Origin of the sequence: Streptomyces sp. NPDC056347 (genome assembly GCF_042262625.1) — a bacterium.
Classification (GTDB): domain Bacteria; phylum Actinomycetota; class Actinomycetes; order Streptomycetales; family Streptomycetaceae; genus Streptomyces.
The window spans coordinates 1-23,401 of sequence record NZ_JBHJQP010000100.1; the positions used below are offsets into that span (position 1 = coordinate 1).

Consider the following 23,401-nt stretch of genomic DNA (forward strand, 5'->3'; position numbering starts at 1 on the left):
CGGGGTGATCCGGGCCCACGGTCGTACCTACGGGCTGCGATGCGGGGGGGGTCAGCTCTGCGCGTCGTCCTCCGCGGGGGACGAGGAGGCCGGAGCCTCCGGGGTCTCCGGCTCTGCCGGGGTCTGGGCGCGCTCGCGCATCCGGCGCAGCAGCTCCTGCTTCTGGTCGGCCGCCGCCCGGCGGTCGGCGTCGCGCGCCGAGCCGGTGCCCTGCTGGCCCTCCCGGGACAGCTTCTTGCGCTGTCCGCCCACGCCGAGCAGATTGTTACGGCTCTTGGCCACGGTGTTCTCCCGTTCGTAGTGCGAAGTGAGGCCGCCGTGCGACATGCGGTCCGGGCGACCCGTGATCGGTCCGGTGGCGGCGGGTGCTCATGACCCGCCGCGCGCTCACTCGTAGATCTGGAAGAACGAATACATACCGGAACCGTACCGGGCCCGGCACGCCCCGCGCACCGGATTTTCGACGCCTCGGTGATACGCCGGAGCCCTCGGCCCCCGCGAAGGGGCCGGGGCCTTCGGCGTACGGGTTCAGCAGCCGAGCAGGCGGGCGCCGAGGTAGCCCTGGATCTGGTCCAGGGAGACGCGCTCCTGCTTCATCGTGTCGCGCTCGCGCACGGTCACCGCGTTGTCGTCGAGGGTGTCGAAGTCGACGGTGACGCAGAACGGCGTACCGATCTCGTCCTGGCGGCGGTAGCGGCGGCCGATGGCGCCCGCGTCGTCGAACTCGATGTTCCAGTTCTTCCGGAGGTCGGCCGCGAGGCCCTTGGCCTTCGGCGACAGCTGCGGGTTGCGCGACAGCGGCAGCACGGCGACCTTGACCGGCGCGAGGCGCGGGTCGAGCCGCATCACGGTGCGCTTCTCCATGACGCCCTTGGCGTTGGGCGCCTCGTCCTCGACGTAGGCGTCGAGGAGGAAGGCGAGCATCGCCCGGCCGACACCGGCCGCGGGCTCGATGACGTACGGGGTCCAGCGCTCGCCGGCCTCCTGGTCGAAGAACGACAGGTCCGTGCCCGAGGCCGCGGAGTGGGCCTTGAGGTCGTAGTCCGTACGGTTGGCGACGCCCTCCAGCTCACCCCACTCGCTGCCGCCGAAGCGGAAGCGGTACTCGATGTCGGCGGTGCGCTTGGAGTAGTGGGAGAGCTTCTCCTTCGGGTGCTCGTACCACCGCATGTTCTCCTCGCGCATGCCGAGGTCGGTGTACCAGTTCCAGCGCTGGTCCATCCAGTACTGCTGCCAGTCCTCGTCCTCGCCCGGCTTGACGAAGAACTCCATCTCCATCTGCTCGAACTCGCGGGTCCGGAAGATGAAGTTGCCCGGGGTGATCTCGTTGCGGAACGACTTGCCCATCTGGGCGATGCCGAACGGCGGCTTCTTGCGGGAGGTCTGCTGCACCTGGCCGAAGTTGGTGAAGATGCCCTGGGCGGTCTCGGGGCGCAGGTACGCGACCGAGCCGGAGTCCTGGGTCGGGCCGAGGTGGGTGGAGAGCAGGCCGGAGAACTGCTTGGGCTCGGTGAACGTGCCCTTGTTCCCGCAGTTGGGGCAGTTGAGGTCGGCGAGGCCGCCCGTCGGGGCGTGGCCGTGCTTCTCCTCGTACGCCTCCTCCAGGTGGTCCGCGCGGAAGCGCTTGTGGCAGGAGGTGCACTCGGTCAGGGGGTCGGTGAACGTGGCGACGTGGCCGGAGGCGACCCAGACCTCGGGGGCGAGGATGACCGACGAGTCGATGCCGACCACGTCCTCGCGGGAGGTGACCATGTAGCGCCACCACTGGCGCTTGAGGTTCTCCTTCATCTCGACACCCAGCGGCCCGTAGTCCCAGGCGGCTCGCTGACCACCGTAGATCTCACTACAGGGATAGACGAAGCCTCGGCGCTTGCTCAGGCTGACGATGGAGTCGATCTTGTCGGCGGCCACGGTGCTCTCTTCTACGACGGCGTGCTGCTGGGTGCTGCTGCGAGCTTCAGATTACCGGCGGGCACGCCCTGCCGAACAAATCGGGACCGGACCCGCCCGTCGCGCGGTCATCTCTTCATCCTTGTTGACAATCGTTTCCATCTTTGTTGAAAATGACTGTCATGAACGTCAGCCGCCTCATACCCACCGCCGCCGTCGCCGCGGCGGTCGCCCTCGGTCTCACCGCACTCACCGCCTGTTCCGCGACAAACACCGCGGACCGCAGGAACGGTGACGGGCTGGACGTGGTGGCCTCGTTCTATCCGATGCAGTTCCTGGCCGAACGGATCGGCGGCGCGCACGTCTCCGTCACCACCCTCACCAAGCCCGGTCAGGAGCCGCACGACCTGGAGCTCAGCCCCCGGCAGATCGGCGGGCTCACCGACGCCGGTCTCGTCCTCTACCTCAAGGGCATCCAGCCCGCCGTGGACGACGCCATCGGGCTCTCCGGCGCCAAGCACGTCCTCGACGCCTCGGAGCTCACCACGCTGGAGGACCACGGCACCGAGGTCGGCGCCGGAGAACACGGCCACGAGCACCACGGCGACGAGGCCGGCGCCGACCCCCACGTCTGGCTCGACCCGGTCAAGTACGCCGAGATCGCCAAGGGCGTCGGCAAGAGCCTGGAGAAGGCCGACCCCGGCCACGCCGCGGACTACCGGAAGAACACCACCGCCCTGGTGGCCGACCTCGACGAACTGAACACCGCGTACGAGAACGGCCTGCGGTCCACCGCCACCAGGACGTTCATCACCACCCACTCCGCCTTCGGCTACCTCGCCGAGCGCTACGGCCTCACCCAGGAGGGCATCGCGGGCGTCGACCCCGAGGCCGACCCCAGCCCCGCCCGGATCAGCGAGATCCACGCCATCGCGAAGAAGGACAGGGCCACCACCGTGTTCTTCGAGACGCTCGCCAGCGACCGGACCGCGAAGACCCTCGCCAAGGACACCGGCCTGCGCACCGACGTCCTGGACCCGCTCGAAGGGATCACGAAGCAGTCCAGGGGCGCCGACTACCTGGAGGTCATGCGGTCCAACCTCGCCGCGCTCCAGAAGGCGCTCGGCGCGAAGTGACACCCGTATCCCCCGCCACAGCGACCACGGAGGCGCTCATGTCCGAGACCGGGAGCACCACACCCGAACCCGTCATAGCCCTGCGCGGCGCCTCGGCCACGCTGGGCGCCCGCCGGGTGCTGCGCGGCATCGACTTCACGGTCCACCGGGGCGAGGTCGCCGCCCTCCTCGGTGCCAACGGCTCGGGCAAGTCCACCGCGGTGCGCTCCGTCATCGGCCAGGTCCCGCTCACCGACGGCTCCGTCGAACTGTTCGGCACCCCGCTGCGCCGCTTCCGGCAGTGGGCACGGATCGGCTACGTACCCCAGCGCACCACGGCGTCCGGCGGGGTCCCCGCCACGATCCGCGAGGTCGTCACCTCCGGGCGGCTCTCCCGCGCCCGGCTGGGGCTGCTGCGCCGGGCCGACCGGGCCGCCGTCGACCGGGCCATCGCTCTGGTCGGCCTCGCCGACCGGGCCGGGGACCCGGTGGAGGCGCTCTCCGGCGGACAGCACCAGCGGGTGCTGATCGCCCGCGCGCTGGCCGCCGAACCCGAGCTGCTGATCATGGACGAGCCGATGGCCGGCGTCGACCTGGCCAGCCAGGAGATCCTCGCCTCGACGCTGCGCGAGCAGGTCGCGGCCGGTACGACGGTGCTGCTCGTGCTGCACGAGCTCGGCCCGCTGGAGCCGCTGATCGACCGCGCGATCGTGCTGCGCGACGGCTGCGTCCTGCACGACGGGCCGCCCCCGAAGGCGCTGGGCCAGCACGCCCTGCCCGGCCACGACCACGTACACCCCCACGCGGCCTCCGAGCCCGCCCGGACGGGACTGCTGAGCTGACCATGGAATTCCTGAACCCTCCCTTCATGCAGCGGGCCCTGCTCGCCGCCGTGCTCGTCGGCGTCATCGCCCCCGCCGTCGGCGTCTACCTCGTCCAGCGCCGCCAGGCCCTGATGGGCGACGGCATCGGCCACATCGCCATGACCGGCGTCGGCCTCGGCTTCCTGCTCTCCACCAGCCCGGTCTGGATGGCCACGGCGGTCGCGGTGGCAGGTGCCGTCGTCATGGAGCTGATCCGCTGGTACGGCCGCACCCGCGGCGACATCGCGCTGGCCATGCTCTTCTACGGCGGCATGGCGGGCGGGGTGCTGCTGATCAACCTCTCCGGGACCGGCTCCAGCGCCAACCTCACCTCGTACCTCTTCGGTTCCCTGTCCACGGTCTCCTCCGAGGACGTCACCTCGATCTGCCTGCTGGCCGCCTTCGTGCTGCTGGTGACGCTGGGGCTGCGCCGTCAGCTCTTCGCGGTCAGCCAGGACGAGGAGTTCGCCCGGGTCACCGGGCTGCCGGTGCGCGCGCTGAACCTGCTGGTCGCCGTGACCGCGGCGGTGACCGTGACCGTCGCGATGCGGGTCGTCGGACTGCTGCTGGTCAGCGCGCTGATGGTGGTGCCGGTCGCGGCCGCGCAGCAGCTCGCCCGCTCCTTCCGGGTCACGTTCGTACTCGCGGTCGTCATCGGTACGGCGGTGACCCTGGCCGGCACCGTCACCTCCTACTACCAGGACGTACCGCCCGGCGCGACGATCGTGCTGCTGGCCATCGCGGTCTTCGTCGGCCTGACGGCACTGGCCGCCCCGCTGGCCCGGCGCCGCGCCCGCCTGAGCGAGCCGGACGCCGACGGATGCACCCTGGAAGTACCGGCCACCCGCCCCGCCGGGGACGATCTCGCAGTTCGGCCCTGACACCGGGCCGGGCTGGCACAATGGCCCGACACAGTACGGGCGACACGAGGAGGCTGCTGTGGCGACGGCGCCGATCAGTGGAACGAACGCGGCCCCGGTACGCGGCCGGTCGACCCGGCAACGGGCGGCGGTGGCCGCGGCGCTCGACGAGGTGGACGAGTTCCGCAGCGCCCAGGAGCTGCACGACGTACTCAGGCACCGCGGCGACTCGGTCGGGCTGACCACCGTCTACCGCACGCTCCAGTCCCTCGCCGACGCGGGCGAGGTGGACGTGCTGCGCACCACGGACGGCGAGTCCGTCTACCGCCGCTGCTCGACCGGGGACCACCATCACCACCTGGTCTGCCGCCTGTGCGGCAAGGCCGTGGAGGTCGAGGGCCCGGCGGTGGAGCAGTGGGCGGAGACCATCGCCGCCCAGCACGGCTACGTCAACGTGGCACACACCGTGGAGATCTTCGGGACCTGCGCGGAGTGCGCGGAGAAGAAGGCCTGAGCGACGAGGCCCGGGGGCACCGCCCCCGTGCCTCTCGCACTCACTTCGCGGGCTGCTGCGCCGCCTCCATCGCACCGCCGAAGCGCCGGTCGCGCTGGGCGTACTCCAGACAGGCCCGCCACAGGTCGCGGCGGTCGAAGTCCGGCCAGAGCACGTCCTGGAAGACCATCTCGGCGTAGGCGCTCTGCCAGATCAGGTAGTTGGAGGTGCGCTGCTCCCCGCTGGGGCGGACGAAGAGGTCGACGTCCGGCATGTCGGGGTAGTAGATGTACTTCGCGAAGGTCTTCTCGTTGACCTTGGACGGGTCCAGCCTCCCGGCCGCGACGTCCTCGGCGATGCGCCGCGCGGCGTCGGCGATCTCGGCCCGGCCGCCGTAGTTGACGCAGAAGTACAGCGTCATCCTGTCGTTGTCCTTGGTCTGTTCCTGGGCGACCTGGAGCTCCTGGACCACGGACTTCCACAGCTTCGGCATCCGGCCCACCCAGCGGATACGGATGCCCAGCTCGTCCATCTCGTCACGGCGGCGCCGGATCACGTCCCGGTTGAAGTTCATCAGGAACTTCACCTCTTCCGGGGACCGCTTCCAGTTCTCCGTGGAGAACGCGTACAGCGAGAGGTTCTTGACGCCCATCTCGATGCAGCCCTTGAGCACGTCCATGACGACGCCCTCGCCGACCTTGTGGCCCTCGGTGCGCGGCAGTCCGCGCTCCTTGGCCCAGCGGCCGTTGCCGTCCATCACGACGGCGACGTGCTTGGGCACCAGGTCGCCGGGGATCTTCGGGGGCGTGGCACCGGACGGATGCGGCTCCGGGGTCTTGTAGTCGCGCTTGTTACGGCCGCCGAGCATCCCGCGTACTGCCATGAAACTGTCCCGCTCCCTGTAGCTGATCCGCCTGAGTCACTTCTCTACATACCGCAGTGAGCGCAGCCCGCGCTCCAGATGCCAGTGCAGATACGCGGAGACCAGTCCGCTCCCCTCCCTGACATGACGCGCCTCGCACGCGTCCGCCGTCTCCCAGTCGCCGCTGAGCAGCGCGCTGAGCAGGGTGACGGCCTCAGCCGAGGGTACGACGCTGCCGGGCACCCGGCAGTCGCCGCACACCACACCGCCCGCCGCGACCGAGAAGAACCGATTCGGCCCGGGCATTCCGCACCGGGCACAGTCCTCGAAGCTGGGGGCGTAGCCGTTGACCGCGAGCGAGCGCAGCAGGAACGCGTCGAGGATGAGATGCGGCTCGTGCTCGCCGCGGGCCAGGGTGCGCAGCCCGCCGACGAGCAGCAGGTACTGCTGGACCGCGGGCTCGCCCTCGTGGTCGGTGAACCGCTCGGCGGTCTCCAGCATCGCGGTGCCCGCGGTGTAGCGGGCGTAGTCGGTGACGATGCCGCCGCCGTACGGGGCGATCGTCTCGCTCTGGGTGCACAGCGGCAGCCCGCGGCCGATCAGCTCGCTGCCCCGGGCGAAGAACTGCACGTCGACGTGGGAGAAGGGTTCGAGCCGCGCGCCGAACTTGGACTTGGTGCGGCGCACCCCGCGGGCGACGGCGCGCACCCGGCCGTGGCCGCGGGTCAGGATCGTGATGATCCGGTCGGCCTCGCCCAGCTTCTGCGTGCGCAGCACCACGCCGTCGTCCCGGAACAAGCTCATGCGTCCATTGTCCGGTACGGGGACGGCTCCCCGGGCCGCCGGGGCGGTCAGGACGGGGTGCGGGCGGCCTCGGCGAGCAGCCGGGCGGTGTCCTCGGCGCGGAGCTGGAGGGCGCCGCCGACGATGGTCAGCACCTCGCGCTCGGCCGGTCCGTACGGGCCGTCGGCGAGCGCGATCCGGGCGCCCTGGAGCAGGACCGCCTCGCGCCCGGCGGGGGCCAGGTGCGGGGCGAGGGGCTCCAGCACCTCGTGCAGCTCGATGGCGAGGGCCGCGCCGCACGCCTCGGCGGCCGGACCGGAGCCGTGCCCGGTGTCGGCGGCGAGGACCTCGACGACCGTACGCAGCTGCTCCTCGGTGCAGTCGTCGAACCCGGCGCCGCGCACGGTGGCGGTCGCGGCCTCCAGCACGGGGCGGGAGGTGGTGCCGCCCGCCACCAGGACGCCGAGTGCCACGGCGTGGACGGCGTCCCGGAGCATCGTGGAGAGCCGGGTGGTGGTGGGGTGGTCGAGCGCGTCGGTGCCGAAGCGGTTCCGGCAGGCGGCGCATTCGACGACCGGGCCCACGGTGCCCCGGGCCAGCATCGGCACGCCGAGCACCGCGAAGCGGCGCCGGCCGGTGAGACGGTGGTAGTTCCGGTCACCGCCGCAGCCGGGGCAGAAGAACTCCCCGTCGCCGACCGGGTCCCAGACGGTGCGGATGCCGCAGATACGCAGCTTCTTGGCGCGTCGTCCCAGGGCTGACCGCACGTCGCACACCTCCGTAACACTCCGGCAACATTGCCGTGTGGACGTGATGTTAACCACAGTCGTGATGCGACGTCAGCACCTCGCCCGTCACAACCACCGCGGAGATGGCCGAACCCCGCCCCCCTGGCGCGGGGGACGGGGTCCTTACGGTGCGGTCGCGCGCCTCGTGGGCGCCCGGGTCAGCGGCTGGCGCGGTTGACGGCGGAGACGACGGCCTTGAGCGAGGCCCGAGTGGTATTGGCGTCGATGCCGATGCCCCACAGGACCATTCCGTCGATGGCGCACTCGATGTACGAGGCGGCCTGGGAGCTGGCGCCCTCGCTCATGGTGTGCTCGGTGTAGTCCAGGAGCCGGGCGTCGATGCCGATGGCCTGCAGCGCTTCGAAGAACGCGGAGATCGGACCGTTGCCGGTGCCGCTCAGCACGGTGTCGGCGCCGTCCACGGTCGCCTCGACGGTGATCGTGTCCCGGCCGTCGGAACCGGTCGTGGTCTGGCCGGTGCGCAGCTGTACGCGGCCCCAGGCGTTCTCCGGGTTGGGCAGGTACTCGTCGCGGAAGACGGACCAGATCTGCGTCGGGGTGACCTCGCCGCCCTCGGCGTCGGTCTTGGCCTGAATGATCCGGGAGAACTCGATCTGCATCCGGCGCGGCAGGTCGAGCTTGTGGTCGTTCTTCAGGACATAGGCGATACCGCCCTTGCCGGACTGCGAGTTGACCCGGATGACGGCCTCATAGCTGCGGCCGACGTCCTTCGGGTCGATCGGCAGGTACGGCACCGCCCACTCGATGTCGTCGAACGTCCGGCCCCGGGCGGCCGCGTCGGCCTCCATGGCGTCGAAGCCCTTCTTGATGGCGTCCTGGTGGGAGCCGGAGAAGGCGGTGTAGACCAGGTCGCCCGCGTAGGGGTGGCGCGGGTGGACCTCCATCTGGTTGCAGTACTCGCTGGTGCGGCGGATCTCGTCGATCTGCGAGAAGTCGATCTGCGGGTCGACGCCCTGGGAGAACAGGTTCATGCCCAGGGTGACCAGGTCGACGTTGCCGGTGCGCTCGCCCTGGCCGAACAGGCAGCCCTCGATCCGGTCGGCGCCGGCCATCAGGGCCAGCTCGGCGGCGGCGACGGCGGTGCCGCGGTCGTTGTGCGGGTGGACGGAGAGGCAGATGTGCTCGCGGCGGGTCAGGTTGCGCGACATCCACTCGAACCGGTCCGCGTGCGTGGACGGCGTGGAGCGCTCCACGGTGGCGGGCAGGTTGAGGATGATCTCGCGGCCCTCCTCGGGCTGCCAGACGTCACAGACCGCCTCGCAGACCTCCAGGGCGAAGTCCAGCTCGGTGTCGGTGAAGATCTCCGGGCTGTACTGGTAGCCGAAGACCGTCTCCGGGCCCAGCAGCTTCTCCGCGTACTCCATGACCAGCCGGGTGCCGTCCACGGCGATCTGCTTGATGTCGTCCTTGGAACCGCGGAAGACGACCCGCCGGAAGGTCGGCGCGGTGGCGTTGTACAGGTGGACGGTGGCGCGGCGGGCGCCGATCAGGGACTCCACGGTCCGCTCGATCAGGTCCTCGCGGGCCTGCGTCAGGACGGAGATCGTCACGTCCTCGGGGATCGCGCCCTCTTCGATGATGGAGCGGACGAACGCGAAGTCGGTCTCGCCCGAGGACGGGAAGCCGACCTCGATCTCCTTGTAGCCCATGCGTACGAGCAGGTCGAACATCTCGCGCTTGCGGGCCGGCGACATCGGGTCGATCAGGGCCTGGTTGCCGTCGCGCAGATCGGTCGAGAGCCAGCGGGGAGCCGTGGTGATCCGCTGGTCGGGCCAGGTGCGGTCGGGGATCTCGACCGCGTCGTAGCCGCGGTACTTGTGGATCGGCATCCCGGACGGCTTCTGCAGCCGCGTCGCGTTGGTGATCGGCGTCGGGCGGCCAACAGCGGTCTGAACGGGGTTTGCGTCGGTCATGACGTACGGCTCCTCGGGTCCAGCGGTGGGACGGCCGACTGTGTCGCTGCAGCACCAGACTCCGCGGGGAGGGGGTCGGCCTACGACTACAGGCCCTCGCCGCGGCAGCTAAGGAGAAGCAGCCCGAAACGCATGATGCGACGAGAGTAGCCGAGAGGCGCCTGATGCGTCCGTCCCGTATCAGTATGCGGGACCGGGCACAGGAAACGCCCAGGAGTGGCTGATCACTCCATTTCGTCAATCCTCGTCGCAATGGGTGACATCGCGGTTACGCCGGTGTCACAGTCGGCGGTATGCAGCCTCAGTCACCGCACGGGTTCCACCCCGTCTTCTGCACGATCGTGCCGCCCCACGTTCTCGACAAGCTCTCGCAGTCCGAGAACCCCGATCTCGCCGGGCCCTCCCGTCGCACCCTGGAGGGTGACGCGGCCCGCCGCACCCGGCGACAGATGTCCACGCTGGTCACCGTGGCCCCCGCCCGCAGGGACGGCGCCGAGGAGTCCGACCAGCCCGACCGGACGATCTACGACTGCCGCCACGGCACCCAGCTCCCCGGTACCAAGGTCCGTGCCGAGGGCCAGGACCCGACCCAGGACGCGAGCGTCAACCGCGCGTACGCCGGGCTCGGCGCCACCTTCGAACTGCTGCTCAAGGCCTACGGCCGCCGTTCGATCGACGGCAACGGGCTCCCGCTGATCGGTTCGGTGCACTACGACGAGAAGTACAACAACGCCTTCTTCGACGGCGAGCAGATGGTCTTCGGCGACGGCGACGGGGTGGTCTTCCTGGACTTCACCGTCGCGATCGACGTGATCGGCCACGAGCTGGCCCACGGTCTGACCCAGTACACCGCCAACCTGAGCTACTACGGCCAGTCCGGCGCGCTCAACGAGTCGGTGTCCGACGTCTTCGGCTCCCTGGTCAAGCAGTACACCCTGGGCCAGACCGCCGACCAGGCCGACTGGCTGATCGGCGCCGGCCTGCTCGCCCCCGACGTCCAGGGCGTGGCGCTGCGCTCGATGAAGGCCCCGGGCACGGCGTACGACGACGACGTGCTCGGCAAGGACCCGCAGCCCGCGTCGATGGAGGACTACGTCCGGACCAACCAGGACAACGGCGGGGTGCACATCAACTCCGGCATCCCCAACCGCGCGTTCTACCTGCTGGCGACGGCGCTCGGCGGCCAGGCGTGGGAACGGGCGGGCCAGCTCTGGTTCGATGTGCTCACAGGTGGTCAACTGGCGGTGGACGCCGAGTTCTCGGACTTCGCCCGGCTGACGGTCGAGGCCGCCCGCAGCCGCTTCGGCGAGGGTGACGAGGTCGAGGCCGTCCTGAAGGCGTGGTCGGAAGTGGGCGTGCCGACCACGTAGAACACACTCCACAGTCAGCCCGCCCGGCCCGGAGGTCGTCGCATGCGTATTCAGGTCAGCAGGACCGGTGGCTTCACCGGCATCGCACGCGAGCGCGAGATCGACACCGCCGGGCGGGCCGACGGACCGGAGTGGGAGGAGCTGGCCGCGTCGGCGCTCGCCGAGGGCCACGCGGCGCCGCCCCAGGGGGTGCCGGACGGCTTCCGTTACCGGATCACGGTCGGGGGCCGCACGGTGCACTGCGCGGACCCGAAGCTGACCGACGCCCAGCGGGCCCTGATCTCACGCGTCCTGAAGGAGGGCGCGTGAGACCGGCCGGCCGCGGATGAGGAGCGGGCTCAGAAGCCGAGCTTGCGCAGCTGCTTGGGGTCGCGCTGCCAGTCCTTGGCGACCTTCACGTGCAGGTCCAGGAAGACCGGGGTGCCGAGCAGCGCCTCGATGTGCTTGCGGGACTTCGTGCCGACGTCCTTCAGCCGCTTGCCCTTGGGGCCGATGATGATGCCCTTCTGGCTGGGGCGCTCGATGTAGACGTTGGCGTGGATGTCGAGCAGCGGCTTGTCGGCGGGGCGGTCCTCGCGCGGCAGCATCTCCTCGACGACGACCGCGATGGAGTGCGGCAGCTCGTCCCGTACGCCTTCGAGGGCGGCCTCGCGGATCAGCTCCGCGACCATGACCATCTCGGGCTCGTCGGTGAGGTCGCCCTCCGGGTAGAGCGGCGGGCTCTCGGGAAGCAGCGGGACGATCAGGTCGCCCAGCAGGCCGACCTGCTTGTCCCCGACGGCGGAGACCGGGACGATCTCCGCCCACTCGAAGCCGAGCTCCTCGGCGAGGCGGGAGACGGCGATCAGCTGTTCGGCGAGCTGCTTGGAGTCGACCAGGTCGGTCTTGGTGATGATGGCGAGCTTCGGGGTCTTCCTGATGCCCGCGAGCTCCTTGACGATGTACTTGTCGCCGGGGCCGAGCTTCTGGTCGGCGGGCAGGCAGAAGCCGATGACGTCGACCTCGGCCCAGGTGGTCCGCACGATGTCGTTGAGCCGCTCGCCGAGCAGGGTGCGCGGCTTGTGGAGGCCGGGCGTGTCGACCAGGATCAGCTGGGCGTCCTCCCGGTGCACGATGCCGCGCACGGTGTGCCGGGTGGTCTGCGGCCGGTTGGACGTGATCGCCACCTTCTGGCCGACCAGAGCGTTCGTGAGGGTGGACTTGCCCGCGTTGGGGCGGCCAACGAAACAGGCGAAACCGGCCCGGTGGGGGGCTGTGCCCGGGGCCTGCCGCGCGGCGGCGTCTGTGTCAGGTCGAACGCTCATGGCGCCCATTGTCCCCGATCCCGGCGGCCCCGCCGTACCGAGGGCCCGGCGGGGCAGGTCGGTGCCGGCTCAGGCGGTGCTCCTTCGGGCGCGGCGGGCCCGTATCCACAGCGCCGTACCCCCGCCGACGGCCACCAGCAGGATCCCGGCCATCAGCCAGGGCAGCGCGAAGTACGAGGCGGTGGCGGACTCCCGGGTCCGCGGGGCGCTCGCGGTGAGCCGGACCTCGCCCCATTCCAGCTGCGGCGCGCCCGCCCACCGCTCGGTCAGCCGGACCTGCTGGCGGGGCAGCAGCTCGGAGGGGACGCGTTTCAGGTCGCGGTCGAGCAGGGTGCGGCCGAAGAGCCCCTCGGCCCTGAGCGCGACCTTGGGGCTGAGGGTGACGTTGCCCCGGTTGCGGAGCGTGTACGAGATGACGGCCCGGCTCTCCCCGGTGCCGGGGACCAGCGGCTGGGTGTGCTCGATCCGGATGTCGTCCACGGAGAGCGCGGGCACGGTCGGCCCGTTCACCCGCAGGTAGATCCGGGCGCCGACGGCCCGCTGGATGCCGACAGCGACGGATCCGTCACCGGCCGGGTCGACCCGCTCGTCGAGCGCGACCAGTGCGCCGGGGTGGTCGCCCGGTTCGGCGTCCTCGGGGACGGTGATGGTGAGCGGGACGTCCACCGAGCCGCGCGGAGGCACGGTGACCTTTTCGCGGCCGGTCCTGGCCCAGGCGCCGACCGAGCGCTGCCGCTCGCCCTTGCCGCGTACGGCGAAGCCGCCGTCGCGCGCGGTGTTGTAGGCGTCGGCGGCGTAGAGCCGGTAGGTCTGCGGCCGGTCGGTCTTGTTGGTGACGGTGACCTTGTCGCGGAGCGTGGCCCCGGGGTCGGCCGACAGGTAGAAGTACGGGCGCAGGCCGGTACCGGTGGTGGCCGGGTAGACCGACCAGCTGCCGTTGTCCGCGGCGTGGGCGGTGGGTGCCCCGGCCGGCAGGAGGACACCGGTCAGCAGGAGGCCCGTCAGCAGGAGCAGGTGGATGCGGATGCGGATGCGGCGCACGGTGCGGAACCCCCGGGTGGTGGTCGGGACGGAACGCGTCGGCGGTCCGGGCGGGTGCGCGCCCGGACCGCCGGCTGCTGTGGAGCGCTCGGTCACGTGAGGGTGAGGGTGAGCACGCCGGAGTACGCGCCGGGGGCGGTGTACGCCGGTACGGTCAGCGCGAGCCGGGCGTCGACGGTGAACTCGCCGCCGGTGACGGTGCCGTCCGGGGCGGACGCCAGGGTGGCGCCCGCGCTGCCGACCGGCCCCGCGGAGCCCGCCTGGCAGGTGCTCGGGCTGCCGGCCTTCGTCGTGCAGGCCGGGGTCCAGCCGAGCGCCGACGCACCGATCGCCGCGCCGCCGGGGCCCTGGAAGTCGGTGACCTTCCCGGTCAGGGACCAGCCCGCGGGGCCGCCGCGGTAGTCCTCGACCGTGACCGTCCGCAGGGAGCCCCGGGAGGCGCCGCCGCGGCCGAAGTCGACCGCCGACATCTCGACGGTGTCCCCGTCCTGGACCATGGAGAGGGTGCCCGCCCGGACGGAGGCCTTGAGCTCCTGGCTGCCGTCCGGATTCCCGCCTCCGCCGCCGGTGACGGTGTACGCCTGGGGGCCCGCTCCCTTGGCCGGGTCCCAGGAGCCGCCCTCGTACGCGACGATCCCGGTGGTCGCCGGGTCGGTGACGGTGAGCCGTCCGTTGAAGCCGCCGGAGCCGTCCGCCGTGACGGTGGCCGTGTCGGCGCTCTGACGGTCGCCCGCCCGGCCCGCCAGGGTGACCGCCGCGCCCGGGGTGAACTTCGAGCCGGTGACGGTGACCGCCTCGCCCGCCGGGCCGGAAGCGGCTCCGAGCCGGATGGCGCGCTCGTTGACCTGGCCGCCCTCGTCCGTCGCGATGATCGTCTCGGAGACGGGGGCGGGCGGATCGGTCACCGTGCAGGGGGTGTCCAGCTCCATGATGTAGCTGGTGTGGATGTTGTAGTCGCCGGGCGAGAGCGTGATCTGCCCGGGGGCGGTGACCGTGAAGGTGCCGGTCATCGAGAACGACGGGAAGACGCCCTTGCCGGGCACCGGGTCGTTCTTCTTCGGGCCCGCGACCGTGACGCTCGCGCTCTGCGCACCGCCCACGGTGACCTTGCCGGTCGGCGTCATGATGTCGGCGGGCAGCGCCAGGTCGACCGGGTTGCTCGCGGCGGCCTCGGTCACCGTGTACGTGACCGTGACCGTGTCGCCGACCCTCGGGGCGGCGTTGTCGACCGTGATCTCGGCCTTGGTCGTCCCGTCGATCGGCGGGATGCCCGCGATGGCGGGCGGGATGCAGTGGGTCGGGAAGTCCACCGGGACCGAGGCGGTCGCCAGGGCCTGCGCGGGGCCAGCGAGCACCCCTCCCCCGGCGACGACGAGCGCGCCCACGCCCAGCGCGGCGGCCCAGCGGCGGCCGTGACCGGGGTGCCTCCGGGCGCCGGATCTTCGCGTGCTGACTCTGCGGACGGTCGAACGCATGGAGCCCCCTCCTGCGGATGCGGCGCAGCGGCTCTTCCGCGCCCGCGCCGACGGGGGGCCATTGACGGCTCCGCCCCCGAAGAAGTCAATGGGGACGGAGCACGTTCACTGATGGACCATCAGATACTGTCAAGATCCGTACACGCGTACGGGTATGCGGCCGGGTCAGCCCGCCGTGACGCTGACCCGCAGGGCGCCGTCCGGCCCGGCCAGCAGAACGGGGGTGTCCGGGCCGCCCAGATCGCGCACGGCGGCGCGGTCCTCGTCGGAGGGGGTCAGCGCGTCCGAGACGACCGCGGCCGCCTCCAGCGAGCTGGCCCCGCTGGCCACGGCCATCGCCACGGCGGTCTGCAGCGCGCTCAGCTTCAGCGACTCCAGCCGCACGGTGCCCGCGACATAGGTACGCCCGGTCTCGTCCCGGACGGCCGCGCCCTCCGGCACACCGTTGCGGGCGCGGGCGCTGCGCGCCAGCGTGACGATCTTGCGGTCCTCGGGGCCGAGGTCGGTGCTCTCAGTCATGTGCCGAGCATACGAACCGGCCCCCGCCCCGCGCACCGCGGCTACGGACGGTCGAGCCGGAGCCGGTCCGCCCGGGGCAGCCCGGCGACGACCAGGTCGTAGGAGTCCTCGACCAGTTCACGGAGCACCCGGTCGGGCACACCGGACACCGTCACCGTGTTCCAGTGCCGCTTGTTCATGTGCCAGCCGGGCACCACCGCGTCGTACTTCTCGCGCAGCCGCACCGCCTCGTCCGGATCGCACTTCAGGTTCACCGTCAGCGGGCGGGCGTCCAGCGCGGTGAGCGCGAACATCTTGCCCAGCACCTTGAAGACGGAGGTCTCCGGCCCGAACGGGAACTCCTCGGCACTCGCGTTGAACCCCAGGCAGAACGCCCTCAGCTTCTCCGGCGTCACTCGTCCTCCTTCTGCTCCGGCTCCACCAGCACCGTGACGATCTTGTTGCGGCGGCCGGCCGGGGATTCCGCGGTCAGCCGCAGACGGCGCGCGTCCGGCAGACCGACCACGGCCGAGGCGCCGGCGATCGGCACCCGCCCCAGCGCCTTGGCCAGCAGCCCGCCGACGGTCTCCACGTCCTCGTCGTCGTACTCGTCGAAGCCGAACAGCTCGCCCAGGTCGCCGATGTCGAGGCGGGCGGTCACCCGGAAGCGGTCGTCCCCGAGCTCCTGGACGGGCGGGAGCTCGCGGTCGTACTCGTCGGTGATCTCGCCGACGATCTCCTCCAGGATGTCCTCGATCGTGACGATGCCCGCCGTGCCGCCGTACTCGTCGATCACGACGGCGACGTGGCTGCGCTCCTGCTGCATCTCGCGCAGCAGGTCACCGGCGTTCTTGGTGTCGGGCACGAAAGCGGCGGGGCGCATCGCGGTGGAGACCGGGTCGGCCTCGGACTCGCGGTTGATGTGGGTCTTGCGGACCAGGTCCTTGAGATAGACGATGCCGACGATGTCGTCCTCGTTCTCCCCGGTGACGGGGATGCGGGAGAAGCCGGAGCGCAGGGCCAGGGTCAGCGCCTGCCGGATCGTCTTGTAGCGCTCGATGCAGACCAGATCCGTACGCGGCACCATGACCTCGCGCACGAGCGTGTCGCCGAGCTCGAAGACGGAGTGCACCATGCGGCGCTCCTCGTCCTCGATCAGCGACTCCGCCTCGGCGAGGTCGACCATCGCGCGCAGCTCGGCCTCACTGGCGAACGGGCCCTTGCGGAAGCCCTTGCCCGGGGTCAGCGCGTTGCCGATGAGGATCAGCAGCTGCGGGATCGGGCCCATGACCCTGGCCAGCGGCAGCAGGACGTACGCCGCGGCCGTGGCGGTGTTCAGCGGGTGCTGGCGGCCGATGGTGCGCGGCGAGACGCCGATGGCGACGTACGAGACGAGCACCATCACGCCCATGGCCACGGCCAGCGCCTGCCAGGTCTGCGGGAACTCCTTCAGGCAGGCGTACGTGACGAGCACGCCGGCCGACATCTCGCAGGCGACCCGGACCAGCAGGGCGACATTGAGATAGCGGGTCGGGTCCGCCGCGACCTGCTCCAGCCTGGCGCTTCCGCGCCGGCCGGAGCGGACCGCCTCGGCGGCCCGGAAGCTGGAGACCCGGGCGATGCCCGCCTCCGCGCAGGCCGCCAGCCAGCCGACGACGACCAGCAGCACGGCGCCCAGGACGAGGGGAACGCTCACGAGACGGTCGGGGCGGGCGACGGACCCTCCAGGCCCCGCTCTGCGCGCCAGCCGTCGACGATCGCGGCCTGGAGGCCGAACATCTCGGCCCTCTCGTCCGGCTCCTCGTGGTCGTAGCCGAGGAGGTGCAGCACACCGTGGACGGTGAGGAGCTGGAGCTCCTCGTCCATGGAGTGCTGGGTCTCCGCCTCGTCGCCCTGCCTCTTGGCGACCTCCGGGCAGAGCACGATGTCACCGAGGAGCCCCTGCGGGGGCTCCTCGTCGTCCTTGGACGGCGGACGCAGCTCGTCCATCGGGAAGGACATGACATCGGTCGGACCGGGCAGGTCCATCCACTGGATGTGGAGCTGCTCCATGGCATCGGTGTCCACCACGATCACCGAGAGCTCGGACAGCGGGTGGATCCGCATCCGCGCGAGTGCGTAGCGGGCGATGTCGAGGATCGCCTGCTCGTCGACCTCGGTTCCGGACTCGTTGTTGACATCGATCGACATGGTGCGCTGCTACTGCTTCCGTTGGTGGCTGTCTCGGCTGTCGTACTTCTCGTACGCGTCGACGATACGGCCGACGAGCTTGTGCCGGACGACATCCTGGGAGGTGAGCCTGGAGAAGTGGACGTCCTCCACCCCGTCGAGGATCTCCTGGACCTGGCGCAGACCGCTCTTCGTGCCGTTCGGCAGGTCGACCTGGGTGATGTCACCGGTGATGACGATCTTCGAGTCGAAGCCGAGCCGGGTGAGGAACATCTTCATCTGCTCGGCGCTGGTGTTCTGCGCCTCGTCGAGGATGATGAACGCGTCATTGAGGGTCCTGCCCCGCATGTAGGCCAGCGGCGCCACCTCGATCGTGCCCGCCGCCATGAGGCGCGGGATCGAGTCGGGGTCGAGCATGTCGTGCAGCGCGTCGTACAGGGGGCGCAGGTACGGGTCGATCTTCTCGTAGAGCGTGCCGGGCAGGAAGCCGAGCCGCTCGCCGGCCTCGACCGCGGGGCGGGTCAGGATGATCCGGTTGACCTGCTTGGACTGGAGGGCCTGGACGGCCTTGGCCATGGCGAGGTAGGTCTTGCCGGTGCCCGCGGGGCCGATGCCGAAGACGATCGTGTGCTTGTCGATCGCGTCGACGTACCGCTTCTGGTTGAGCGTCTTGGGGCGGATCGTGCGGCCGCGGCTGGAGAGGATGTTCTGCGTGAGCACCTCGGCGGGGGTCTCCTCGCCGTCCCCCTCCCCGCGCTCCGCCGCCCTGAGCATGGCGATCGAGCGTTCCACTGCGTCCTCCGTCATCGGCTGACCGGTGCGGAGCACCAGCATCATCTCGTCGAACAGGCGCTGGATCAGGGCGACTTCCGTCGCGTCCCCGACGGCGCTGATCTCGTTTCCCCGGACGTGGATGTCGGCCGCCGGGAAGGCCGTCTCGATCACGCGCAACAAGGCGTCACCCGAGCCCAGGACGGTCACCATCGGATGGCTGGCGGGGACGGTGAAGTGGGCTCGCGCCTGCTTCGGCGCAGGGGTCTGGGCTGTGGGTGTCTGAGTCATGGGCCGGCTCTGTGGCCTGCACATACCTCCCGTCGCAAGGTTCTCGCCGATCGACAACCTCTCGGATTACCAAGCGTACGACCCCGCACCGACAACACCGAGAGCTTTTTCGCACAGGCTGGCGAACCGGATCCCCGGCCGTCAGACGGGGTGGCGGAAGCCGATCGTCGGGACCGCGCGGCGCAGCGGCCAGGGCCGGGCGGCGGCGGGCAGCAGGTCGTCCAGGAAGGCGTACCGGCGCAGCGCGGCCGGGTCCTGGTCGGCGAAGGTACGGATCCGCTGCCACCAGGCGGCGACCTCCTCCCAGCCGGGCGCCGAGAGCGAGCCGCCGAACTCCTGGACGGAGAGGGCGGCGGTGAGTCCGGCGAAGGCCAGCCGGTCGGCCAGCGGCCAGTCGGCGAGGGTGCCGGTGACGAATCCGGCGACGAAGACGTCCCCGGCCCCGGTGGGGTCCAGGGCCTCGACCTCGATCGCGGGCACCTCGGCGCTCTGCCCGCTCGCCGAGTCGACCGCGTACGCGCCCTCCGCGCCCAGGGTGACCACGGCGAGCGGCACCCGTTCGGCCAGGGCGTGGGCGGCGGCGCGGGGGCAGTCCGTGCGGGTGTAGCGCATCGCCTCCTCGGCGTTGGGGAGGAAGGCCTGGCAGTGCTCCAGGTCGACGAGGGCGTCCAGGTCCCAGCGGCCGGTCTCGTCCCAGCCGACGTCGGCGAAGATCCGGGCGCCGTTGCGGGCCGCGGTGGCGACCCAGGGCTCGCCGCGGCCGGGGGCGAGCGAGGCGACGGCGGCGCGGGCCCGGGGCGGGCAGCAGGGGAAGTCCGGGCCGCCGTCGGGGACGGTGGGCCCGGGGGCCTCGTGGCCGTGCGAGACCATGGTCCGCTCGCCCTCGTACGCCATGGAGACGGTCACCGGCGAGTGCCAGCCGGGGACCGTGTGCGACATGGACAGGTCGATGCCCTCGCCCTGCTCCAGGGCGTCCCAGCAGTACTCGCCGTAGTGGTCGTCGCCGAAGGCAGCGGCCAGGGAGGTGTGCAGGCCGAGCCGGGCCAGGGCGGTCGCCATGTTGGCGACGCCGCCGGGGCTGGAGCCCATGCCGCGCGCCCAGGACTCGGTGCCGCGCACCGGGGCGCTGTCCAGGCCGGTGAAGATGATGTCGAGGAAGACCGTGCCGGTGAGGAAGACGTCGCAGTCCGGGTCCTGCGGCGCGCGCAGTCCGTCGAGTGGGTCGATGCCTGGAATGTCCGCGCTCACCTTGCACTCCCGGTCGTGGTGGATCCGGCCAGTGTGCCCGATCGGCCGGTGTGACCGGAGGGCGCGCGCCGCCGGTCGCGCGAGCCGGTCGCAGCACCTCACGAGGAGGCGCGGACCCGCGCAAACCTCTGCCTATACCCGCGCGTTCGGAGCGCAAACCAATATGTGATCCGGATCACTCGAGGCCACCTTTCGGGGGACTGTCCGCGGTTGATACAAATTGGCCAGCGGGCCCCTTCGGCGACGGTTGCCGAGGAGTGGCACGAATTCTCCGTGACTTCCGTGTTGCCCGCTTCCCCCTTGTTTCCCGTGTTTCCCGCATTGCCCTCCCCTGCCTTCCCGCCGTACCCCGGCATGTCTTCAGGAACGCCCATGTCCTCGCGCCCGCGCGCCGCGTGGCCCCTGGTCGCCGTGTTCACCGCCGGTTACCTCGCCTCCTACCTGCTCCCCACCATCGTCGGGCGGCTCTCCGTCCATCTCGGCCTCGGCACGGCCCAGGCCGGTCTGGTCGGCAGTGCCCTGCTGCTGAGTTCGGCGAGCGCCGGGTTCACGCTGGCGGGCCGCGTCGAGACGTACGGGCCGCGGCGCCCGGCCCGGATCGGGCTGCTGCTGGCGATGGCGGGGTACGGCTGCGCCGCCCTGGCCGGGTCGGTGCCGCTGGTCGTGGCGGGCGCGGTGGTCGGCGGGCTCGGTTCGGGCACGGCGACCGCGGTGGCCGCCTCGGGCATCGCCGCCCAGCGCGACCCGCACCGGACCTCCTCGCTCGGGCTGCTCAGCGTCTCGGCGACGGCGGGCGCGCTCTATCTGACGATCCCGCACCTCGGCGGCGGGCACCGGCTGCCGTTCGCCTCGATCGCCCTGGTCGCGCTGCTGGTCTGGCCCGCCACCGCGCGGCTCGGCGGCCCCGCGCCCGCCGCCACCGGCACCCCCGTCACCGGGCGGCTGCCGCACCGCGGGTCAGGGCTGGTGCTGGCGGGCGGGATGCTCGTCTGGTCCATGGCGCAGAACGCGCTGTGGGGGGTCAGCGGCCGGATCGGGGTAGCCCAGGTCGGGCTCTCCGAGGTCGTCATCGGCGCGGTGTTCGCCGCCGCGCTCGGGGCCGGGCTGCTGGGGGTGATGGGGGCCGGGCTGCTGGGGGCCCGGCTGGGCCGGGCGGTGCCGATCGGGCTGGGCACCGTGATCATCGCGGTGAGCATCGTGCTCAGCTCCTCGGCGGGCAGCCTCGGCTCGTTCGCGACCGGCGAGATCCTGTGGAACACCGTGTACCCGGTGGTCCTGTCGTACCTGATCGGGCTGGCAGCCTCGCTGGACGTACGCGGCCGCTGGGCGGTCCTCGCGGGCTCCGCGTCGTCCGTCGGGGTGGCCTGCGGCCCGGTGCTCGGCAGTGTGCTGTCCGAGCTGGCCGGCTACCCCGGGATGGGGCTGGTGCTGGGCGCGGTCACGCTGCTGGTCGCGGCCCCGTTCACGGCCGTCGCCCTGCACACCGGCGGACGCCCGCTGGTGCCGGGGTCGGTACGCCGCCGGGGCGGCGCACCGGCCGCGCTGCTCGCCGTCACCACCGGGGCGGTGCCCGGGGCCGTGCCCAGGCTGGGCGCGCCCGAGCAGGCCGTCACGGAGATCAGCCTGCCGGTGCGGCGCAGGCGGCCGGTGCGGGGTGCGTTCCGCACGGCCGGTCCGGCGGGCGGTGCCGGTCAGTCGAACGCGTACGCCTCGACCTCGGACAGGTAGCGCGCCCGGCGCTCCTCGTCGTGGTCGAGGAAGGCCGCCTCGAAGGAGTTGCGGGCCAGGGTGCGCAGCTGCTCGCGGTCCAGGCCGAGCGCCTCGTGGACGGCGTGGAAGGTGTCGCCGACGTAGCCGCCGAAGTAGGCGGGGTCGTCGGAGTTGACCGTGCACAGGAGTCCGGCGGCCATCATCTCGCGCAGCGGGTGCTCCTCCAGTACGTCGATGGCGCGCAGCCGTACGTTGGACAGCGGGCACAGGGTGAGCGGCACCCGCTCCGCGACCAGCCGCTCCACCAGCTCCGGGTCCTCCATGCAGCGCAGTCCGTGGTCGATCCGCTCGACGCCGAGGACGTCCAGCGCCTCACGGATGTACGCGGGCGGGCCCTCCTCCCCGGCGTGCGCGACCCGGCGCAGCCCGAGCGCCGCGGCCGCCTCGAACACCTCGCGGAACTTGACGGGCGGGTGGCCGACCTCGGCGGAGTCCAGGCCGACGGCGCTGATCCGGTCCAGGTACGGCTTGGCGGAGTCCAGGGTCTCCAGCGCCGATTCGGCGGACTGGTCGCGCAGGAAGCACATGATCAGCTGGGTGGAGATGCCGTGCTTCTCCTCGCTGCGCTCCAGCGCCCGGCCCAGCCCTTCGACGACGGTGCCGATCGGGACGCCGCGGGCGGTGTGCGCCTGCGGGTCGAAGAAGATCTCCGCGTGCCGGACGCCCTGGGCGGCGGCGCGGGCGAGATAGGCGTCGGCGAGCTCCTCGAAGTCCTGCTCGGTGCGGAGCACCGCCATCAGCGCGTAGTAGAGGTCCAGGAAGCTCTGGAGGTCGTCGAAGAGGTAGGCGGTACGCAGCTCCTCGGTGTCCGCGTACGGCAGTTGCACGCCGTTGCGCGCGGCGAGGGCGAAGGCCAGCTCGGGTTCGAGGGTGCCTTCGATGTGCAGGTGGAGTTCGGCCTTGGGGAGATGCACGGGTTTTTCACGCTCACAGACGGTGACGCTGGTACTGGTGTGGTCAGAGGTGGCGGGTGGGCACGGGGACCCTGGCGAGGTCCTGGGCCACGGTCAGTTCGCCCTCGAACCCCGCCGCGCGGGCCTGGGCCTCGAAGGCGGCCGGGTCGTCGTAGCGCTGCGAGAAGTGGGTCAGCACCAGGTGCCGTACGCCCGCGTCCCGGGCGACCCGGCCCGCCTGACCGGCGGTCAGGTGGCCGTGGTCGGTGGCGAGCCGTTCGTCCTGGTCGAGGAAGGTCGACTCGATGACCAGCAGGTCGCAGCCCTCGGCGAGGACGTGCACGCCGTCGCAGAGCCGGGTGTCCATGATGAACGCGAACCGCTGGCCGCGCCTCGTCTCGGACACGTCGTCGAGGGTGACACCGCCGAGGGCGCCCTCGCGCCGGATGCGGCCGACGTCCGGCCCCCGGATGCCGTGCTCGGCGAGCTTCCCGGGCAGCATCCGGAGCGCGTCCGGTTCGACGAGCCGGTAGCCGTACGACTCGACGGGGTGCGAGAGCCGCTGCGCGCTGAGGGTGTACGTGCCGGTGGTGGCCAGCGCCCCGTCGGCGGCGACGGGGGCCTCGGTGAGCTCGACGGACTCGCGGTAGGCGGTGGCGTACCGCAGCCGTTCGAAGAAGTGCTGCCCGCTCGCCGGGTAGTGCGCGGTGACCGGGTGCGGGACCTGGTCGAGGTTGATCCGCTGGATCACCCCGGCCAGGCCCAGCGAGTGGTCGCCGTGGAAGTGCGTGACGCAGATCCGGTCGATGTCGTGCGCGGCGACACCGGCCCGCAGCATCTGGCGCTGGGTGCCCTCACCGGGGTCGAAGAGGATGCCCTCGCCGTCCCAGCGCAGCAGATAGCCGTTGTGGTTGCGGTGCCGGGTCGGGACCTGGCTGGCGGTGCCGAGGACCACGAGTTCGCGTACGGACATGGTGCGGTGC

Annotated in this window: 24 protein-coding genes; 7 read left to right on the forward strand and 17 right to left on the reverse strand. The window is 71.5% G+C overall.

Going from position 1 to position 23,401, the window contains the following annotated elements:
- Positions 1-51: 51 nt before the first annotated feature.
- Both ACFCV8_RS22445 and ACFCV8_RS22450 read right to left on the reverse strand, forming a co-directional pair.
- The gene (locus ACFCV8_RS22445) at positions 52-282 is read right to left on the reverse strand and encodes a DUF6243 family protein (protein ID WP_376687180.1); all 231 of its coding nucleotides are present in this window, start codon (positions 280-282) and stop codon (positions 52-54) included.
- Between the two features lie 246 nt (positions 283-528).
- Positions 529-1,911, reverse strand: a complete 1,383-nt coding sequence (locus ACFCV8_RS22450; protein ID WP_376687181.1) for a glycine--tRNA ligase — start codon at positions 1,909-1,911, stop codon at positions 529-531.
- Positions 1,912-2,072: 161 nt separating this feature from the next.
- Between ACFCV8_RS22450 and ACFCV8_RS22455 the strand changes: the two genes are divergently transcribed.
- Genes ACFCV8_RS22455 through ACFCV8_RS22470 form a run of 4 tightly spaced genes read left to right on the forward strand, consistent with a single transcriptional unit; the run spans position 2,073 to position 5,242 of the window.
- A complete protein-coding gene (locus ACFCV8_RS22455; protein WP_376687182.1) occupies positions 2,073-3,026 on the forward strand; it encodes a metal ABC transporter substrate-binding protein in 954 nt (317 codons plus the stop codon).
- A 38-nt stretch (positions 3,027-3,064) separates the two neighbouring features.
- Positions 3,065-3,847: a metal ABC transporter ATP-binding protein gene (locus tag ACFCV8_RS22460; RefSeq protein WP_376687183.1), complete on the forward strand. Its 783-nt coding sequence runs from the start codon at positions 3,065-3,067 to the stop codon at positions 3,845-3,847.
- 2 nt (positions 3,848-3,849) lie between these two features.
- Positions 3,850-4,749 carry a metal ABC transporter permease gene (locus ACFCV8_RS22465; protein WP_376687184.1) on the forward strand — a complete coding sequence of 300 codons (900 nt, stop codon included), beginning with the start codon at positions 3,850-3,852 and terminating at the stop codon, positions 4,747-4,749.
- A 58-nt stretch (positions 4,750-4,807) separates the two neighbouring features.
- Positions 4,808-5,242: a Fur family transcriptional regulator gene (locus ACFCV8_RS22470; protein ID WP_376687185.1), complete on the forward strand. Its 435-nt coding sequence runs from the start codon at positions 4,808-4,810 to the stop codon at positions 5,240-5,242.
- A 40-nt stretch (positions 5,243-5,282) separates the two neighbouring features.
- Here the strand turns inward: ACFCV8_RS22470 and ACFCV8_RS22475 are convergent, their stop codons facing one another.
- From ACFCV8_RS22475 to leuA, 4 genes are all read right to left on the reverse strand, one after another.
- Positions 5,283-6,104, reverse strand: coding sequence for an isoprenyl transferase (locus ACFCV8_RS22475; protein ID WP_376687186.1), 822 nt, complete (start codon positions 6,102-6,104; stop codon positions 5,283-5,285).
- A 36-nt stretch (positions 6,105-6,140) separates the two neighbouring features.
- Entirely contained in the window at positions 6,141-6,887 is a 747-nt protein-coding gene (recO, locus tag ACFCV8_RS22480) for a DNA repair protein RecO (RefSeq protein ID WP_376687187.1), read from the reverse strand.
- Positions 6,888-6,934: 47 nt separating this feature from the next.
- Positions 6,935-7,633 (reverse strand): TerB family tellurite resistance protein, encoded by a 699-nt coding sequence (locus ACFCV8_RS22485; RefSeq protein WP_376687188.1) that lies wholly within the window; start codon positions 7,631-7,633, stop codon positions 6,935-6,937.
- 179 nt (positions 7,634-7,812) lie between these two features.
- Positions 7,813-9,588 (reverse strand): 2-isopropylmalate synthase, encoded by a 1,776-nt coding sequence (gene leuA / locus ACFCV8_RS22490; RefSeq protein ID WP_376687189.1) that lies wholly within the window; start codon positions 9,586-9,588, stop codon positions 7,813-7,815.
- 293 nt (positions 9,589-9,881) lie between these two features.
- On the opposite strand from leuA, the gene ACFCV8_RS22495 reads away from it, so the two are divergent.
- A complete protein-coding gene (locus ACFCV8_RS22495; RefSeq protein WP_376687190.1) occupies positions 9,882-10,958 on the forward strand; it encodes a M4 family metallopeptidase in 1,077 nt (358 codons plus the stop codon).
- A gap of 42 nt (positions 10,959-11,000) precedes the next feature.
- A complete protein-coding gene (locus ACFCV8_RS22500; protein WP_376687191.1) occupies positions 11,001-11,267 on the forward strand; it encodes a protealysin inhibitor emfourin in 267 nt (88 codons plus the stop codon).
- A 29-nt stretch (positions 11,268-11,296) separates the two neighbouring features.
- Here the strand turns inward: ACFCV8_RS22500 and era are convergent, their stop codons facing one another.
- The 9 genes from era to ACFCV8_RS22545 form a co-directional block, all read right to left on the reverse strand.
- Positions 11,297-12,271 (reverse strand): GTPase Era, encoded by a 975-nt coding sequence (gene era / locus ACFCV8_RS22505; RefSeq protein ID WP_376687192.1) that lies wholly within the window; start codon positions 12,269-12,271, stop codon positions 11,297-11,299.
- A 60-nt stretch (positions 12,272-12,331) separates the two neighbouring features.
- Complete coding sequence (locus ACFCV8_RS22510; RefSeq protein WP_376687208.1) at positions 12,332-13,294, reverse strand: WxL protein peptidoglycan domain-containing protein; 963 nt, start codon at positions 13,292-13,294, stop codon at positions 12,332-12,334.
- Positions 13,295-13,395: 101 nt separating this feature from the next.
- On the reverse strand, positions 13,396-14,778 hold the full coding sequence (locus ACFCV8_RS22515) for a beta-xylosidase (RefSeq protein WP_376687193.1): 1,383 nt from the start codon (positions 14,776-14,778) through the stop codon (positions 13,396-13,398).
- Between the two features lie 165 nt (positions 14,779-14,943).
- A complete protein-coding gene (locus ACFCV8_RS22520; RefSeq protein WP_376687194.1) occupies positions 14,944-15,297 on the reverse strand; it encodes a cytidine deaminase in 354 nt (117 codons plus the stop codon).
- A 41-nt stretch (positions 15,298-15,338) separates the two neighbouring features.
- Positions 15,339-15,692 carry an MmcQ/YjbR family DNA-binding protein gene (locus tag ACFCV8_RS22525; RefSeq protein ID WP_376687195.1) on the reverse strand — a complete coding sequence of 118 codons (354 nt, stop codon included), beginning with the start codon at positions 15,690-15,692 and terminating at the stop codon, positions 15,339-15,341.
- Positions 15,689-16,972 carry a hemolysin family protein gene (locus ACFCV8_RS22530; protein WP_376687196.1) on the reverse strand — a complete coding sequence of 428 codons (1,284 nt, stop codon included), beginning with the start codon at positions 16,970-16,972 and terminating at the stop codon, positions 15,689-15,691. Before ACFCV8_RS22530 ends, ACFCV8_RS22525 begins: the two co-directional genes overlap by 4 nt.
- Positions 16,969-17,466: an rRNA maturation RNase YbeY gene (gene ybeY, locus ACFCV8_RS22535; protein WP_376687197.1), complete on the reverse strand. Its 498-nt coding sequence runs from the start codon at positions 17,464-17,466 to the stop codon at positions 16,969-16,971. Before ybeY ends, ACFCV8_RS22530 begins: the two co-directional genes overlap by 4 nt.
- Before the next feature lie 9 nt (positions 17,467-17,475).
- Positions 17,476-18,507 (reverse strand): PhoH family protein, encoded by a 1,032-nt coding sequence (locus tag ACFCV8_RS22540; RefSeq protein ID WP_376687198.1) that lies wholly within the window; start codon positions 18,505-18,507, stop codon positions 17,476-17,478.
- A 141-nt stretch (positions 18,508-18,648) separates the two neighbouring features.
- Complete coding sequence (locus ACFCV8_RS22545) at positions 18,649-19,755, reverse strand: carbohydrate kinase family protein (RefSeq protein ID WP_376687199.1); 1,107 nt, start codon at positions 19,753-19,755, stop codon at positions 18,649-18,651.
- Positions 19,756-20,127: 372 nt separating this feature from the next.
- Here ACFCV8_RS22545 and ACFCV8_RS22550 point away from each other — a divergent pair, with 372 nt between their 5' ends.
- Positions 20,128-21,483, forward strand: coding sequence for an MFS transporter (locus tag ACFCV8_RS22550; protein WP_376687200.1), 1,356 nt, complete (start codon positions 20,128-20,130; stop codon positions 21,481-21,483).
- Here ACFCV8_RS22550 and ACFCV8_RS22555 read toward each other — a convergent pair.
- On the reverse strand, positions 21,447-22,439 hold the full coding sequence (locus tag ACFCV8_RS22555) for an adenosine deaminase (RefSeq protein ID WP_376687201.1): 993 nt from the start codon (positions 22,437-22,439) through the stop codon (positions 21,447-21,449). The two genes, ACFCV8_RS22550 and ACFCV8_RS22555, sit on opposite strands and share 37 nt — an antisense overlap.
- A gap of 43 nt (positions 22,440-22,482) precedes the next feature.
- Positions 22,483-23,391 (reverse strand): ribonuclease Z, encoded by a 909-nt coding sequence (locus tag ACFCV8_RS22560; RefSeq protein WP_376687202.1) that lies wholly within the window; start codon positions 23,389-23,391, stop codon positions 22,483-22,485.
- Between the last annotated feature and the right edge of the window lie 10 nt (positions 23,392-23,401).

What these genes read in the sequence shown, in the direction of transcription:
- recO (WP_376687187.1), bottom strand. Translation starts at nt 6,887, where the DNA reads ATGAGCTTGTTCCGGGACGACGGCGTGGTGCTGCGCACGCAGAAGCTG.
- ACFCV8_RS22515 (WP_376687193.1), bottom strand. Translation starts at nt 14,778, where the DNA reads ATGCGTTCGACCGTCCGCAGAGTCAGCACGCGAAGATCCGGCGCCCGG.
- ACFCV8_RS22560 (WP_376687202.1), bottom strand. Translation starts at nt 23,391, where the DNA reads ATGTCCGTACGCGAACTCGTGGTCCTCGGCACCGCCAGCCAGGTCCCG.
- ACFCV8_RS22500 (WP_376687191.1), top strand. Translation starts at nt 11,001, where the DNA reads ATGCGTATTCAGGTCAGCAGGACCGGTGGCTTCACCGGCATCGCACGC.
- ACFCV8_RS22550 (WP_376687200.1), top strand. Translation starts at nt 20,128, where the DNA reads ATGTCCTCGCGCCCGCGCGCCGCGTGGCCCCTGGTCGCCGTGTTCACC.
- leuA (WP_376687189.1), bottom strand. Translation starts at nt 9,588, where the DNA reads ATGACCGACGCAAACCCCGTTCAGACCGCTGTTGGCCGCCCGACGCCG.
- ACFCV8_RS22495 (WP_376687190.1), top strand. Translation starts at nt 9,882, where the DNA reads ATGCAGCCTCAGTCACCGCACGGGTTCCACCCCGTCTTCTGCACGATC.
- ACFCV8_RS22520 (WP_376687194.1), bottom strand. Translation starts at nt 15,297, where the DNA reads ATGACTGAGAGCACCGACCTCGGCCCCGAGGACCGCAAGATCGTCACG.
- era (WP_376687192.1), bottom strand. Translation starts at nt 12,271, where the DNA reads ATGGGCGCCATGAGCGTTCGACCTGACACAGACGCCGCCGCGCGGCAG.
- ACFCV8_RS22465 (WP_376687184.1), top strand. Translation starts at nt 3,850, where the DNA reads ATGGAATTCCTGAACCCTCCCTTCATGCAGCGGGCCCTGCTCGCCGCC.
- ACFCV8_RS22460 (WP_376687183.1), top strand. Translation starts at nt 3,065, where the DNA reads ATGTCCGAGACCGGGAGCACCACACCCGAACCCGTCATAGCCCTGCGC.
- ACFCV8_RS22455 (WP_376687182.1), top strand. Translation starts at nt 2,073, where the DNA reads ATGAACGTCAGCCGCCTCATACCCACCGCCGCCGTCGCCGCGGCGGTC.
- ACFCV8_RS22475 (WP_376687186.1), bottom strand. Translation starts at nt 6,104, where the DNA reads ATGGCAGTACGCGGGATGCTCGGCGGCCGTAACAAGCGCGACTACAAG.
- ybeY (WP_376687197.1), bottom strand. Translation starts at nt 17,466, where the DNA reads ATGTCGATCGATGTCAACAACGAGTCCGGAACCGAGGTCGACGAGCAG.
- ACFCV8_RS22540 (WP_376687198.1), bottom strand. Translation starts at nt 18,507, where the DNA reads ATGACTCAGACACCCACAGCCCAGACCCCTGCGCCGAAGCAGGCGCGA.